The sequence below is a fragment of the Bradyrhizobium sp. AZCC 1678 genome (assembly GCF_036924765.1).
Lineage (GTDB): Bacteria > Pseudomonadota > Alphaproteobacteria > Rhizobiales > Xanthobacteraceae > Bradyrhizobium > Bradyrhizobium algeriense.
In genome coordinates this window covers 3,247,589-3,262,416 of sequence record NZ_JAZHSE010000001.1, presented here as the reverse complement: position 1 = coordinate 3,262,416, position 14,828 = coordinate 3,247,589, and the positions used below count along the sequence as shown (strand labels likewise).

Here is a 14,828-nt window from a genome sequence, read left to right as displayed (position 1 = left end):
ACCATGCGCAAAAATGCAGTCGCCGTCGTCGGCGCAGCCGAGACCACCGAGCTCGGCGTCATCCCCAACATGTCGCAGATCCAGCTCCACGCCGATGCGGCGCTCAACGCCATCGCCGATGCCGGACTGAAACTGTCAGATATCGACGGCATCGCCACCGCGGTGGAAACCCCGCAGCAGATCGCCCATTACCTCGGCATCACGCCGACCTGGGTCGACGGCACTTCCGTCGGCGGCTGCTCGTTCATGCTGCATGTCCGCCATGCCGCGGCCGCGATCGAGGCCGGTCTCTGCAAGACCGTGCTGATCACCCACGCCGAGAGCGGCAAGTCGATGATCGGCAAGCTGCCGCGCTCGACGCCGCCCGACAGTTTGAACGGCCAGTTCGAGTCGCCATTCGGCGTCTATGGCCCGCCCAGCATGTTCCCGATTCCCGTGCTGCGCTACATGAAGACCTACGGTATTACCCATGAGCAGATCGCCATGGTCGCCGTGGCGCAGCGGGAATGGGCCGCAAAGAATCCGCGCGCGACCATGAAGGCGCCGATCACGGTCGAGGACGTGCTGAACTCGAAGATGATCGCCTACCCATTTCGCATCCTGCAATGCTGCCTCGTCACCGACGGCGGCGGCGCGCTGATCCTTACCTCGGCCGATCGCGCCAAGGACTTTCCGAACAAGCCGGTCTACATCCTCGGCACCGGCGAGAGCGTCGAAACGCCGATGGTCAGCCAGATGGAGACGTTCAACTCCTCGCGCGCCTTCAAGGTGGCAGGCCCGACCGCGTTCCGGGAAGCCGGCATCACCCACAAGGACGTCGATCATCTGATGATCTACGACGCCTTTGCGCATCTGCCACTTTTCGGCCTCGGCGATCTCGGCTTCATGCCGCATGAGGAGACCGGCAAGTTCATTGCCGACGGCAACACCCGCCCCGGCGGCAAGCTGCCGCTCAACACCAATGGCGGCGGATTGAGCTATATGCATTCCGGCATGTACGGCATGTACGCGTTGCAGGAGAGTGTGCGCCAGATGCGCGGCATCGCACCGGCGCAGGTCAAGGACGCGAAAATCTCGGTCTGTCACGGCGTCGGCGGCATGTTCGCGGCATCAGGCACGATCGTCTTTACGAACGAGAAGTAACCCTCTTCGTCATTCCGGGATGGTCCGAAGGACCAGGCCCGGAATCTCGAGATTCCGGGTTCGCGCTGCGCGCGCCCCGGAATGACGGAGAAACCACAGGAGAATCCCCAATGGCAAAATCACTGCAAGACAAAGTCATCATCGTCACCGGCGCAGGCCGTGGCATCGGGCGCGAGATTGCGCTGCTCTGCGCGGCCGAAGGCGCCAAGGTCGTGGTCAACGATCCCGGCGTCGCCGCTGACGGCGCCGGATCGAGCGCGGCACCCGCCGAGGAAGTGGTCGAGGAGATCAAGAAGCGCGGCGGGACTGCGGTCGCCAATTTCGAGTCGGTGGCGGAGGCGATCCCCGCCAGCAAGATCGTGAAGACGGCGACCGATCATTTCGGCCGGCTCGACGGCGTGGTCAACAACGCCGGCATTTTGCGCGACATGATCTTCCACAAAATGAGCGTGGAAGCGTTCGAGGCCGTCATCAAGGTGCACCTGATGGGCTCGTTCTACGTCTCTCACGCCGCGGCGCGGATATACCGCGAACAGGAGAGCGGCTCCTTCGTGCACTTCACCTCGACCTCGGGCCTGATCGGCAATTTCGGCCAGGCCAATTACGCCGCCGCCAAGCTCGGCATCGTCGGCCTGTCGAAGTCGATCGCGCTCGACATGGGTCGCTTCAACGTGCGCTCGAACTGCGTCTCGCCCTTCGCCTGGACCCGCATGATCGGTGCCATTCCGACCGAGACCGAGGCCGAGAAGGCGCGCGTGGCGAAAATCCAGCAGATGGGGCCGGAGAAGATCGCGCCGGTCTGCGCCTATCTGCTCAGCGACGCCGCCAAGGACGTGACCGGGCAGATTTTCGGGGTGCGCATGAACGAGATATTCCTGTTCAGCCAGAATCGGCCCCTGCGCTCGGTGCAGCGGAGCGAAGGCTGGACGCCGCAGACCATTGCCGAGCACGGCATGCCGGCGCTCAAGGGATCGTTCTACAAGCTCGATCGTTCCGCGGACATCTTCCCCTGGGATCCGATCTGACGGCTCTATGAAAATGATCGTCCCGGCTGGTTGCCGGGACGACTATCTTCGATTGCTCAAGTGTACCCGCCCGCTTTATGCCGGAATGCGGGCTGATGATTTCCTTCCAATAAAAAACATGGGAGGAAATCATGACAAGCTCACTGACCTTTCCCGATTCCCAACAGCACGGCGGCGGTTTTGACCGTCGCAAGATATTGACCGGTGCGGCAGCACTCGCCGCCTCGGCTGTAACGATGAAGACGGCCTCTGCGGCTTCCGTCGCGCCGCTCGGCCAGACCGGCGCGCCAACAACGGCATCGCCGCCCCTGCCACTCGGTCCGCTTCCCGGCGCCCGCTATCCGGACGCTCGCCTGGAGTCGATGAAGAAGCCGAAGGTTTCGTTCGGGCCGACAGGCTTTCCGGCCTTCGCCGGCACCATGGCAGTCGAGCGCGTCGCAACCGGATTCCGCTGGGCCGAAGGTCCGGTCTACTTTCCGGCTGGGCGATATGTTCTGTTTAGCGACATTCCCAACAACCGCATCATGCGCTTCTCGGAAGATGACGGTCACCTCAGCGTCTACCGTCAGCCGTCGATGAACTCGAACGGCAACACCATCGACCGCGAAGGGCGCCTGATCACCTGCGAACATAGCGGCCGACGGGTGACCCGGACCGAACTCGATGGCTCGATCACGATCATCGCCGACAAGTACAATGGCAAGAAGCTGAACTCGCCGAACGATGCGGTCGTCGCGGCCGACGGTTCGATCTGGTTCTGCGACCCGGCCTACGGTATCGGCGGCTATTACGAGGGCATCAAGGCCGAGCCCGAGCAGGACAAGAAAAACGTCTACCGGGTCGATCCGAAATCCGGCGATATCAAGATGGTGGTCGATGACTTCGTGGAGCCGAACGGCCTTTGCTTCTCGCCTGACGAGAAGAAGCTCTATATCTGCGATACCGGCTTCACCGACGGGCCAGACAATCCGTCGCATATCCGCGTGTTTGACGTGGATCTCGCGGCCGGAAAGCTTTCGAACAGCAAGGTCTTTGCGGACATGCCGAAGCCCAGCATTACCGACGGGCTGCGCTGCGACACCGCCGGGCGTCTTTGGTGCTCGGTCGGTTGGGGCGATCCGAATGAGGACGGCGTGCGCTGCTACACGGCGGACGGCGATCTGCTCGGCAAGATCCACATACCGGAGACCGTCGCCAATTTGTGCTTCGGCGGCCAGCAGCGAAATAGACTTTATATCTGCGGCTCGTCATCGCTGTATGCGGTCTACACCAGTGCGCAGGGCGCGATGAAGCCGTGACGGGCTGAAAAGCCTCGCCGTCATTGCGAGGAGCGGAGCGACGAAGCAATCCATGCATCCGCGCATGCGGAGAGATGGATTGCTTCGCTGCGCTCGCAATGACGGCGGTGAGGCCGCGGCTCAGCGTCACCCGCTATTCCGCAACCCCGCCGAAATGCCGTTGATCGTCAGCTGAATCCCGCGCAGCACCTGCTCGTCCGGGTTCTGCGCGCGATGCTCCTTCAGCAATTCCACCTGCACGTGGTTGAGTGGATCGAGATAGGGAAAGCGGTTGCGGATCGATCGTTCCAGCAGCGGGTTTCCCTGCAAGAGGCGCTCGTGCCCCATGATGTCGAGCAGCGTCTCGATTGAGGAATGCCATTCGCGTCGGATGCGCCCAAAAATGCTCTCGCGCAATTTCACATCAGGCACCAGTTCGGCATAGCGCGAGGCGATCGCGATCGAGCTCTTGGCCAGCACCATGTCCATGTTAGATAGCAGCGTGCGGAAGAACGGCCATTCGCGGTAGAGCTCCTGCAGGAACGGCATGCCCTGCTCCGGATGCTCCGCGATCCAGGTCTCGACCGCCGAGCCGAAGCCGTACCAGCCCGGCAGCATCAGCCGGCATTGCGCCCAGCTGAACACCCATGGGATAGCGCGCAGATCCTCGATCTCGCGGGTCTTCTTGCGCGACGCCGGGCGGCTGCCGATGTTGAGCGTCGAGATTTCGGTGATGACGGTGGAGCCCCAGAAATAATCGGCGAAGCCCTCAGTCTCGTAGACCAGTCCGCGATACGCCTTGAAGGCCAGTGCGGAAAGTTGCTCCATTGCGGTCAGATATTCCTTGCGCGGCGCGCTCTGCCGCGGATGCAGCAGGCTCGCCTCCAGCGTGGCGGCAGCGAGGATTTCCAGATTGCTGCGGCCGACTTCCGGGTTGGAATACTTGCTCGAGATGATCTCGCCCTGCTCGGTGATGCGGATCTGGCCATTCACCGCGCCGCCGGGCTGCGCAATGATGGCGTCATAGCTCGGACCACCGCCGCGGCCGACCGAACCGCCGCGGCCATGGAATAGCCGCAACCGCACATGGTGGCGTTCGAACACCTCGACCAGTTCGATTTCGGCCTTGTAGAGCTCCCAGCCCGAGGTGACGAAGCCGCCATCCTTGTTGCTGTCGGAATAGCCGAGCATCACTTCCTGAACGCCGCCGCGGCTGTCCACCAGCCGGCGGTAATCATGCAGCGACAGCATCCGGTCCATGATGCCGGAGGACGCCTGCAAATCCTCGATGGTCTCGAACAGCGGCACGATGTTGATGGCGCTGCGGCCGGAAGGATTGATGAGACCGACCTCCTTCAGCAGCACCGCCACCTCCAGCATATCCGACATCCCCTTGCACATGGAGATGATGCATTGGTGGATCACGTCGGTGCCAAACCTGGCATGCGCTTCGGCAGCCGCGCGGAACACCGCGAGTTCGCCCAGCGTCTCCTCGCTGTACTTGACGAACGCCGAACTGAGCGGCCTTGCGCTGCGCAGTTCATTCAGCAGCAGATTGACGCGGGCTTCTTCGTTGAGGTCCAAATAGGACATCCCGGGGATCGCCGCGTCGAACAGTTCCGCCACCGTGCGTTCATGCACCGCCGAATTCTGCCGGATGTCGAGCCGGGCGAGATGGAAGCCGAAACAATCCACGGCCCGGCGCAACGACCGCAGCCGGCCGCGCGCGATCACGCCGGAATTGTTCGCGATCAGCGAGCGATCGAGCACATCGAGATCGGCCTTGAACTCCTTCACGCTAGCATAAGGCGCGGCCTCTCCCACCGGCCGGCGCGTGGTTTCGACCTCCAGCCGCACTGCGGTCGCCGTCAGCCGGGCATAGATGCCGGACACCGCCAGCCGATACGGTTCGCCGCTTCGATGCGGCGAGGTATCCGGCGAGCGTCCGGCCAGCGCGCGCAATTCGTCGGAGACGTCGGCAAGATGCGCCGCCAGCGACAGTTCCGAACCGAGGACGTGCAACTCCTCCAGATAGAAGTTCATCACCCGGCTCGACTGCAGGCGCAGCGTGCCGCGCATCACGTCGGCCGTCACGAACGGGTTGCCGTCGCGATCGCCGCCGATCCAGCTTCCCATGGTCAGGAACGATGCCAGTTCGCCGGGCGTGCCACCTTCCTCCTGGTTCAGCCGGTCTTCCAGCGCGCAATGCAGCCGCGGAACCTCGTGCAGGAAGGTGTAGTCGTAGAACGAGAGACCGTTGGCGACTTCATCGAGCACGGTCAGCTTGGTCCTGCGCAGCAGATTGGTCTGCCACAGCGTCAGCACGGCGCGGCGCAGTTGTTCGGCGCTGGCTTCGGCTTCCTCCGCCGTGAGCTGGACGCGTTCGCGCTGGTCGAGCAATCCAGCGATTTCCATCTCGCGGTCGATCGTGCTCTTGCGGCGAACTTCGGTGGGATGCGCGGTCAGCACCGGGCTGACCTGGGCCTCCCCAAAGAAGCGGCGCAGGTCGGCGGCGCTGAATCCGGCCGCCTTTGCGTGTGACAACGTCTGGGTCAGTAGGCTCGGCCGCGGCCCGCCGGGACCACGACCGCGCATCTGGCGGATGTTGTTCTGGTCCTCGGCTATGTTGGCGAGATGCGAGAAATAGCTGAAGGCGCGAACGATGCGCAGAGTGTCGCTGGTCGACATGCCGTCGAGCATGGTCTCGAGTTCCCGCCGCGCCAGCTTGTCCTCGTCGCGGTGGAACCGGATCGAGGTCTGCCGGATGCGTTCGACCAGGTCGAACACATCCGCGCCCTCCTGGTCGCGCACGGTATCGCCGAGAATGCGCCCGAGCAGGCGGATATCGGTCCGCAGCCGCGCGTCTTCCTCCAGCGCCAGCGCGTCATCGCTGCGATTGGACCGGGCCTCGGTCTCGGAAGGCACGGTCTGGGAGGACACTATCTGGGAAGACATGGCTGGCTACCTCAGAAATTGCCCGGCATTCCGAGTGTGCAAGTTTTTTGCCGCAGTGCAAGATAAAGATGGGGGCGGCCAGAATTGCGATTACTCCGTCATGGCCGGGCTTGACCCGGCCATCCACGTTCTTCGCCCGGCACAAGGCCGGGCATGACCCGCTGAACGTACCTAAATCCTCCGCCCCGCCCGCTCCCAGTAGGGATCGCGCAGGCGGCGCTTGAAGATCTTGCCGGAATCTTCCCGCGGCAGGTTCGACTGGATCTCGATGTGTTTTGGCACCTTGTAGTCGGCCAGCGACATCTTGAGCTGCGCGCGGACGGAGGCGATGTCGAGCGTCACTCCCGGCTGCGGCTCCACCACGGCCATCAGCGCCTCGCCGAATTCCGTGTCGGGAATGCCGAACACCGCGCAATCATGCGCGCCCGGTATCGCATGCAGCGCGGCCTCGATCTCGGCCGGATAGATGTTGACGCCGCCCGAAATCACCATGTCGCGCTTGCGGTCGCAGATGAAGACATAGCCGTCCGCGTCGATGTAGCCGACGTCGCCCGAGGTAATGAACCCCTCGCGATCGATCTCGGAACGCTTGTCGGGCTTGTTGTGATAGGTGAAATCCGGGTTGCCCGCGATGCGCGAATAGATTTCGCCGATCTCGCCCTGCGGCAATTCCCTTCCATCGTCACCGATGAAGCGCAGTTCCGCTCCCGGGGCGATCTTGCCGACGGTGCCGGGCTTCTTCAGCGCGTCCTCGGAAGTGGCAAAGGTGACAGCGCCCGACTCGGTCGAGCCATAGAATTCATAAATGATCGGCCCCCACCATTCTATCATCGCGCGTTTGACGTCGGCGGGACATGGCGCGGCCGCATGGATGATGTGGCGCAGCGAGGACGTGTCGTATTTTCTGCGGACCTCTTCCGGCAGCTTCATCAGCCGGATGAACATGGTCGGTACCATGAAGATGGTGTCGATCTTCTCGGTCTCGACCACCCGCAAAAATTCTTCCGCATCGAAGCGCGGCATGATCGCCAGTGCGCCGCCGAGTCGGCCGGCGCGCAGGCCGAACGAGTTCGGCGCGGAATGATAAAGCGGCCCCGGCAGCAGTGCACGGGCGCCCGGCTTGAGGCCGTAGATCAGGCTGCGCATGCGTTCGGCGTTGGCACTCTGTTCCTGCGTCGGCGCGAAACGACGAACACCCTTGGGATGGCCTGTGGTGCCCGAGGTGTAGATCATGCTTTGCGGCTGCGGCACCACCGGCCCGTCATAGCGCGGGTGCTGTTTCAGCCAGGATTCGAAATCGATCGCAAAGTCGGGCGTGGTGAGGTGATCGGGATTAATCTTGTAGTTGGTGATAATTTCCGGCGGCGTCGGCACGCTGAGCGAAGTGACGCCTTGCGGTATCGCCTCGCGCAGCTGATGCAGCATGTCGGCATGCGCGATCAGCACCGAAGTGCCGGAATCCTTCAGCACATAATTGATCTCTTCCGGCTTGAAGTGCCAATTCACTGGCACGCCATAGGCGCCGAGCCGCATCGCGGCATAAGCCGCCTCGATGAAGGCGATGTCGTTGCGCATCAGCATGGCGACGCTGTCGCCCTGTTTGACGCCGAGTTTTTGCAAGCCGCCGGCGATGCGGTCGGCACGTTCGGCGACCTCATCGTGGCTGCGCTTGCGGGGGCCGCTGATAATGCCGTGGAAGAGAGAGGTGGACATTGTCGCTTTCCGATCTGTTGCCGGGTTTGGAACGAAAGGCCGTCATTCCGGGATGGTGCGCAAGCACCAGACCTCAGATGCACAATTGCGCATAGCGGAATCTCGAGATTCTCTGATGTGCAATTGCACATCATAGTTCGTCGCTTCGCGCCGCCCCGGAATGACGGAACTACCTACCCCGCGTCCGCGAACCGCGGCGCGCGTTTTTCCATATTGGCGCGCACCGCCTCGGTCTGGTTGGGGCTGCCGAGCAGCTTCTGCTGTTCGACGGATTCAGCCATTAGCGCCGGAGCCGGGTCGACGGACAGCTTGTTCAGCATCCGTTTGGCGGCACGGATCGCATCGGGACTCTTGCCGGCGATTTCGCGCGCGACCTCGAAGGCCGCAGCAAGCGGATCGTCGCAGATCCGCGTCGCGAGGCCGTAGCTCATGGCTTCCTGGGCGGAGAAGATGCGCCCGGTATAGGTCAGGTCGCGCAGGATGTCGTCACGGACGAGACTCGCAAGGATCGGCGTGCCGGCCATGTCGGGCACCAGCCCCCATTTGATTTCCATGATCGACATCCGCGCGTCCGGCGTGAGGAAGCGCATGTCGGCGCCGAGCGCGAGCTGGAAACCGCCGCCGAACGCCACACCCTGGATCGCGGCGATGACAGGCACGGGAAGCTGCCGCCAGCCCCAGACCGCAGCTTGCGGAAAGTTCGCCACACCATGTGTGCGTGCAGTGAGGTCACGTTTCTCGCCACCGGCGATCCCATTACCGCCATTCTCTTTCATGGCCGCAAAACGTCCCATATCGAGACCGGCGCAGAACGCCCGCCCCTCCCCGGACAATACTACCACCCTAACCGCCTTTTCATGGGCAAGCCGTTCGGTCGCAGCCACCAGCGCCTCGAACATCGCGGCGTCGAGCGCGTTCATCTTGTCGGCCCGCACCAGCCGGACATCGGCAATGCCGTCCGAAATCGAGATCGAAACGCGTTGCTCCATGATAATTCTCCTCCACACTTCCTTCTTGGCGCTTTACAGAACGGCTGTTGCCGGTTTTAGTCAATCGACCAATTAACAGACAATTCCCGTGGGTGGAAACGATGTTCAACGATCAGCTTCTCGCCGGGCGGCGCATTCTCGTGACCGGAGGCGGCACCGGCCTCGGCAAGTCCATGGCCGCGCGGTTTCTCCAACTGGGAGCCGAGGTCCACATCTGCGGCCGCCGCAAAATCGTGTGCGACGAGACCGCGACCGAATTGATGGACCTTCATGGCGGGCGCGTGGTCAGCCACGGCGTCGACATCCGCAATGCGCTTGCCGTCGACGAAATGATCGAACAGATCTGGACCGAAGGTGCCCTCACCGATCTCATCAATAACGCGGCCGGCAATTTCATCTCGCGCTCGGAAGAACTCTCGCCGCGCGGCTTCGATGCCGTCGCCAACATCGTGATGCACGGCACCTTCTACGTGACGCACGCGGTCGGACGGCGCTGGATCGCCGCCAAGCTGCCCGGCAACGTGGTGTCGATCACCGTGACCTGGGTGCGCAACGGCTCGCCCTATGTGGTGCCGTCGGCGATGAGCAAGTCGGCGATCCACGCCATGACGATGTCGCTGGCGGTCGAATGGGGCAAGCACGGCATCCGCCTCAACACCATTGCGCCCGGCGAAATCCCGACCGAGGGCATGAGCAAGCGCATCAAGCCCGGCGACGAGGCTGGCGCGCGCACCCGGGCGCAGAACCCGATGGGCCGGGTCGGCACCATGGAGGAGTTGCAGAACCTCGCGGTGTTCCTGATCTCCGGCGGCTGCGACTGGATCAACGGCGAAACCATCGCCATGGACGGCGCGCAGGCCCTCGCCATGGGGGGTAATTTCTATCAGTTGCGCGACTGGAGCGACGACGACTGGAACACGGCGCGCGACTCGATCAAGGCGCAGAACGAGAAGGACCGCGCGGCAAGGGGGTGATCTCTCCGCGTCATTGCGAGCGAAGCGAAGCAATCCATACCGCCGCGAAGGAAGCGTGGATTGCTTCGCTTCGCTCGCAATGACGGACGATTGCCTGTAACGCTCCGAGCCAATATCATCTCCCGGGTAAACAATAATAATACCTACGGGAGAGACATGTCCGCTTCGCAGCAATTGACGAACCTTGCCGACATGGTGCGCGACCGCGCCAGAACGCGCGGCGACGCGATCGCCTATGAGTTCGAGGGACGCCAGACAAGTTTCGCCGAATTCGACATCAACACCAACCGTGTTGCGAATGCGCTGATCGCGCTCGGCGTCAAGCCGGGCGAGCGCATCGCCTATCTCGGCAAGAACAGCGACTTCTATTTCGAGCTCCTGATGGGTGCGATGAAGGCCAAGGTGGTGATGGCGCCGGTGAACTGGCGGCTCGCCGGGCCGGAGGTCGCCTTCATCGTCGCCGACTGCAAGGCGCCGGTGCTGTTTGTAGGCCCCGAGTTCATCACCCAGGTCCGCAACATCAAGGCGCAATTGCCAGATGTGCGTCACGTGATCACCACCGAAGGCGGCACGCCGGAATGGTCGGATTTTACAGCTTGGCGCGATGCTGCCAGCGGCGATGACCCGAGGGTTGCGATCAGCCCGAAGGACATCGCGATCCAGCTCTACACCTCGGGCACCACCGGCAAGCCGAAGGGCGCGATGCTTTCGCATGCCAACTTTCTTAATCTGGTGAACGCCGGCAGCGAGGCCGAGAAGCCCGAGTGGAACAAATGGACGAGCGACGACGTCTCGCTGGTGGCGATGCCGATCTTCCATATCGGCGGCTCCGGCTGGGGCGTCATGGGCCTCTATCACGGCGCCAAGGGCGTGATCGCGCGCGAGTTCGATCCGACCAGAATTTTGGATTTCTTCGAACAGTCCGGAATTACAAAACTGTTCATGGTGCCGGCCGCGATGCAGTTCGTGGTGCGGCAACCGCGGGCGCGGCAGGTCGATTTCTCCCGCCTGAAATACATGCTCTACGGCGCCTCGCCGATTCCTGCTGCGCTTTTGAAGGAGTGCATCGAGGTGTTCAAGTGCGGCTTCGTGCAATTGTACGGCATGACCGAGACGACAGGCACCATCGTAGCCCTTCCGCCCGAGGACCACGTCGAGGGGCTGGAGCGGATGCGCTCCGCGGGCAAAGCCCTGCCCGGCATCGAGCTTGCGATCCTCGACCCTGATGGCAAGCGATTGCCGCCGCGCCAGGTCGGCGAAATCGCCACCCGCTCCGGCTCCAACATGGCCGGCTACTGGAACCTGCCCGAGGCAACCGCGAGGACGCTCGGCAGCGACGGCTGGCTGCGCACCGGCGATGCCGGCTACATGGACGAGGACGGCTACCTCTATATCCACGACCGCATCAAGGACATGATCATCTCCGGTGGTGAGAACATTTACCCGGCCGAAGTCGAAAGCGCGATCTGCGATCATCCTGACGTCGCCGAAGCCGCCGTGATCGGCATCCCCGATGACAAATGGGGCGAAGCGGTGAAGGCGATCGTGGTGATGAAGCCGGGCAAGCATGCGATCGCCACCGACATCATCAACTACACCCGCGAGCGCATCGCGGGATTCAAGACGCCGAAATCGGTCGACTTTCTGGAAGCGCTGCCGCGCAACCCGTCGGGGAAGATTTTGCGGCGGAGTTTGCGCGAGCCGTACTGGGCGGGCAAGGATCGGCAGGTGAATTAAGCTCGCTTCGTAGGGCGGGCAAAGCCAAGCGTGCCCACCATCCGCTGTCGTGATCTGGGTAGATGGTGGGCACGGCGCAAGTGCACCTTTGCCCACCCTACGACTCTTCCGTCATTGCGAGGAGCGAAGCGACGAAGCAATCCATCGATCCGTTATGCCGCGATATGGGTTGCTTCGCTTCACTCGCAATGACGGCAGGGCTCAATGCTTCCCCGCCCCCATGTAGCCGAACAGGAATCCCGCCACCTTGCGCTTCTGGATTTCCTCGCTGCCCTCGGTGATGCGGTAGCGGCGGTGGTGGCGGTAGATGTGTTCGAACGGCTTGTGGCGCGAATAGCCCATACCGCCATGCACCTGCATGGCACGATCGGCGGCTTCGCAGCACAGGCGGTTGGCCCAGAAGTTACACATCGAGACCCGATCGGAGAGTGTGTGCTCGACCTGCGCCTGCGTGAGCTGGTCCATCTCCCAGGCGGTCTTGCGGATCAGCAATCGCAGCATCTCGGCCTGCGTCGCCAGTTCGACCAGCGGCCACTGGATCGCCTGGTTCTCGGCCAGCGCCTTGCCGAACGGCTTTCGTTCGCGCGCATATTTGACGCTTTCGTTGATGCAATAGACGGCTGCGCCGAGTGAACTTGCCGCCTGCCGGATCCGGTTCTCGTGCACAAAACATTGCGCCAGCGACAGGCCGCGGCCGACCTCGCCGAACAGCGCATCGTCGGGCACGAACACGTCCGTGAAGCTGACGCGCGGGTGATCCGTCGGCATGTTGAAGGTCCACATGTACTCTTCGACCTTCACACCCGGGCTCTTGGCCGGCACCAGCAGGCAGGTAATGCCCCGCGCGTCGCCGTCATTGCCGGACGTGCGGGCAAACAGCGCGCAATGCGTCGCCACATGCATGCCCGTGGTCCACATCTTCTGGCCGTTGATGATCCAGCCCTTGACGTTGTCACGGGTCGCTTGAACGGCCCTAGTTTCCATGTGCGTCGCGTCGGAGCCGTGCTCGGGCTCGGTGAGACCAAACGTGATGCGATACTTGCCTGTGATCGAGCCGTCGATCATCGCCTTCTGATCGTCGGTGCCGTAGCGGTCGAGCATGGTGACGATCGGCAAATTGCCGACGATCGAATGCTCGTTCTGCAAATCATTGTGCAGGCCGAGGCCTTTCGAGGCAAAATGCTCACGGATCACGGCCATCCAGAGGTTGGAACCGTCCTTGCCGCCGTAGCGCTTCGGAATCGCGAAGCGCAGATGGCCCGCGGCGTCGGCAAGGTTCTTGGCCTTACGCAGCAACGCTTCCCATTCATGCCGCGGCAGGCCGCCGTTCTCGAAATCGGTGCGCGCCCATTCGCGGCGATGATCGAAGAAGCGGATGTTGTCGTCGGCCTCCTCCAGCGGCTTGATCTCGCGCGCGATGAAGCGGTCGAGCTCATCGAGATAGGCGACAAGGTCTGCAGGCAGGTTGAAATCCAAGGCAGTCTCTCCCGGAAATGTCGTTTGTTTTGATTTGCGTTTAGGCGCTATGCAGCGCTCCTGCTCGGATCGATTTAGGTTGGAAGACCCGGTCCAAGTCAAGCAACGGAATGAGGCTTGGCACGCGCGGCGGCGTTGCGTAATTGAATGGTATCAGACGCCGCGCTGGCGCTATGATCGTGGTCAATATTCTTCGCCGCAGAAAATCGAAACGGGAGCAAACATGGATCTGAAATTCTCCAAGGTAACGCGCAAGGGCCCGATCACGATCATCACGCTGTCGCGGCCCGAAGTGTACAATGCGTTGCATATCGACGCGCATTTCGAACTCAACAAGGTGTTCGACGATTTCTCCGCGGACCCTGCGCAATGGGTCGCGATCGTCACCGGCGCCGGCGACAAGGCCTTTTGCGCCGGCAACGACCTGAAATGGCAGGCGGCGGGGGGAAAGCGCGGCTGGGACAAGGGCGGGTTTGCCGGCCTCACCTCGCGGTTCGACTGCGACAAGCCGATCATCGCCGCCGTCAATGGCGTGGCGATGGGCGGCGGTTTTGAAATCGCGCTGGCCTGCGACCTCATCATTGCCTCGGAGAATGCCACCTTTGCGCTGCCCGAACCGCGCGTCGGCCTCGCCGCGCTCGCCGGCGGCGTGCACCGCCTGCCGCGGCAGATCGGGCTGAAGCGTGCCATGGGCATGATCCTCACCGCCCGCCACGTCTCGGCCAAGGAGGGGCTTGAACTTGGTTTTGTGAATGAGGTGGTTCCGGCCGGCGAAGCGCTGGCGGCGGCCGAGCGCTGGGCGGAGACGATCTGCAAGAACTCGCCGATGTCGATCCGTGCCTCCAAGCAGGCGATCCAGCGCGGGCTTGACGGATCGCTGGAACAGGCGATCGCCGAGCAGCGCGAGTACCCGGCCGTGAAGGCGATGGCGGCCTCGCAGGATTACATCGAGGGGCCGAAGGCGTTTGCGGAGAAGCGTCCGCCGAAATGGCTGGGGCGGTGAGGCACCCGACGCTCTATCCCCGTCATTGCGAGCGAAGCGAAGCAATCCATCTATCCGCTTGCTGTGAGATGGATTGCTTCGTCGCTGCGCTCCTCGCAATGACGGGGTTGGGTTCTCGACCAGTCTACTTATTCTCCACCTCCCTTTTGTACGACGCGTAGTTCGGCTGATCGACGGCGAGCTTGTCCATCGTGGTCTGCCAGAGATGCTTGGCCAGCCCCGGCGTCTGCAGGTCGACCTCCCCTTTTGCAATTTTTTCCGACAGCGCGCGATTCAGCTCGATCAACGAACCGTCCGCGCCGAGCAGCTGTTTCAGCCGCGCGGCTTCCGCAGCATCGCCCTCCTGCTCCAGCGCCAGCTGCCGCGTGACGAGATCGAGCGCGTTGATGCCGACGCGGAGCTTGAAGGCGTTGTGGCCCTTGATGACGGGAGTGATCTCGTTGCGGAGGAAATCCGCGACCGCCTTGATCAGTTCGGTGGCTGTCGGTTCGTCCTGCATCTTAATCTCTCTTTTTTAGGCATGATCTTATCCGAAA

At 62.6% G+C, this 14,828-nt stretch carries 11 protein-coding genes; 6 read left to right on the top strand and 5 right to left on the bottom strand.

The window, feature by feature from the left end; genetic code table 11:
- Positions 1–3 precede the first annotated feature (3 nt).
- From V1294_RS15445 to V1294_RS15435, 3 genes are all read left to right on the top strand, one after another.
- Entirely contained in the window at positions 4–1,143 is a 1,140-nt protein-coding gene (locus tag V1294_RS15445) for a thiolase C-terminal domain-containing protein (RefSeq protein ID WP_334498324.1), read from the top strand.
- Between the two features lie 110 nt (positions 1,144–1,253).
- On the top strand, positions 1,254–2,168 hold the full coding sequence (locus V1294_RS15440; RefSeq protein WP_334498321.1) for an SDR family oxidoreductase: 915 nt from the start codon (positions 1,254–1,256) through the stop codon (positions 2,166–2,168).
- 362 nt (positions 2,169–2,530) lie between these two features.
- Positions 2,531–3,466: an SMP-30/gluconolactonase/LRE family protein gene (locus V1294_RS15435; protein WP_442895445.1), complete on the top strand. Its 936-nt coding sequence runs from the start codon at positions 2,531–2,533 to the stop codon at positions 3,464–3,466.
- A gap of 126 nt (positions 3,467–3,592) precedes the next feature.
- Here V1294_RS15435 and ppc read toward each other — a convergent pair whose 3' ends face one another.
- The 3 genes from ppc to V1294_RS15420 all read right to left on the bottom strand — a co-directional run bounded on the left by ppc (position 3,593) and on the right by V1294_RS15420 (position 9,102).
- Positions 3,593–6,385 carry a phosphoenolpyruvate carboxylase gene (ppc, locus tag V1294_RS15430; RefSeq protein WP_334504653.1) on the bottom strand — a complete coding sequence of 931 codons (2,793 nt, stop codon included), beginning with the start codon at positions 6,383–6,385 and terminating at the stop codon, positions 3,593–3,595.
- Positions 6,386–6,571: 186 nt separating this feature from the next.
- Complete coding sequence (locus V1294_RS15425) at positions 6,572–8,113, bottom strand: acyl-CoA synthetase (protein WP_334498316.1); 1,542 nt, start codon at positions 8,111–8,113, stop codon at positions 6,572–6,574.
- 173 nt (positions 8,114–8,286) lie between these two features.
- Positions 8,287–9,102 carry a crotonase/enoyl-CoA hydratase family protein gene (locus V1294_RS15420; RefSeq protein WP_334498314.1) on the bottom strand — a complete coding sequence of 272 codons (816 nt, stop codon included), beginning with the start codon at positions 9,100–9,102 and terminating at the stop codon, positions 8,287–8,289.
- Positions 9,103–9,203: 101 nt separating this feature from the next.
- Between V1294_RS15420 and V1294_RS15415 the strand changes: the two genes are divergently transcribed.
- Both V1294_RS15415 and V1294_RS15410 read left to right on the top strand, forming a co-directional pair.
- The gene (locus tag V1294_RS15415; RefSeq protein ID WP_334498312.1) at positions 9,204–10,076 is read left to right on the top strand and encodes an SDR family oxidoreductase; all 873 of its coding nucleotides are present in this window, start codon (positions 9,204–9,206) and stop codon (positions 10,074–10,076) included.
- A gap of 156 nt (positions 10,077–10,232) precedes the next feature.
- Positions 10,233–11,813 (top strand): fatty acid--CoA ligase, encoded by a 1,581-nt coding sequence (locus V1294_RS15410; RefSeq protein WP_334498309.1) that lies wholly within the window; start codon positions 10,233–10,235, stop codon positions 11,811–11,813.
- A 201-nt stretch (positions 11,814–12,014) separates the two neighbouring features.
- Here V1294_RS15410 and V1294_RS15405 read toward each other — a convergent pair whose 3' ends face one another.
- Positions 12,015–13,289 (bottom strand): acyl-CoA dehydrogenase family protein, encoded by a 1,275-nt coding sequence (locus V1294_RS15405; protein WP_334498306.1) that lies wholly within the window; start codon positions 13,287–13,289, stop codon positions 12,015–12,017.
- Positions 13,290–13,512: 223 nt separating this feature from the next.
- On the opposite strand from V1294_RS15405, the gene V1294_RS15400 reads away from it, so the two are divergent.
- Complete coding sequence (locus V1294_RS15400) at positions 13,513–14,292, top strand: enoyl-CoA hydratase-related protein (RefSeq protein ID WP_334498304.1); 780 nt, start codon at positions 13,513–13,515, stop codon at positions 14,290–14,292.
- Between the two features lie 124 nt (positions 14,293–14,416).
- On the opposite strand, the gene V1294_RS15395 is transcribed toward V1294_RS15400, so the two are convergent.
- The gene (locus V1294_RS15395; RefSeq protein ID WP_334498302.1) at positions 14,417–14,791 is read right to left on the bottom strand and encodes a DUF6285 domain-containing protein; all 375 of its coding nucleotides are present in this window, start codon (positions 14,789–14,791) and stop codon (positions 14,417–14,419) included.
- Between the last annotated feature and the right edge of the window lie 37 nt (positions 14,792–14,828).

Coding starts and splice junctions, on each gene's coding strand:
- V1294_RS15445 (WP_334498324.1), top strand. CDS start 4: ATGCGCAAAAATGCAGTCGCCGTCGTCGGCGCAGCCGAGACCACCGAG.
- V1294_RS15440 (WP_334498321.1), top strand. CDS start 1,254: ATGGCAAAATCACTGCAAGACAAAGTCATCATCGTCACCGGCGCAGGC.
- V1294_RS15435 (WP_442895445.1), top strand. CDS start 2,531: ATGAAGAAGCCGAAGGTTTCGTTCGGGCCGACAGGCTTTCCGGCCTTC.
- V1294_RS15425 (WP_334498316.1), bottom strand. CDS start 8,113: ATGTCCACCTCTCTCTTCCACGGCATTATCAGCGGCCCCCGCAAGCGC.
- V1294_RS15420 (WP_334498314.1), bottom strand. CDS start 9,102: ATGGAGCAACGCGTTTCGATCTCGATTTCGGACGGCATTGCCGATGTC.
- V1294_RS15415 (WP_334498312.1), top strand. CDS start 9,204: ATGTTCAACGATCAGCTTCTCGCCGGGCGGCGCATTCTCGTGACCGGA.
- V1294_RS15410 (WP_334498309.1), top strand. CDS start 10,233: ATGTCCGCTTCGCAGCAATTGACGAACCTTGCCGACATGGTGCGCGAC.
- V1294_RS15400 (WP_334498304.1), top strand. CDS start 13,513: ATGGATCTGAAATTCTCCAAGGTAACGCGCAAGGGCCCGATCACGATC.
- V1294_RS15395 (WP_334498302.1), bottom strand. CDS start 14,791: ATGCAGGACGAACCGACAGCCACCGAACTGATCAAGGCGGTCGCGGAT.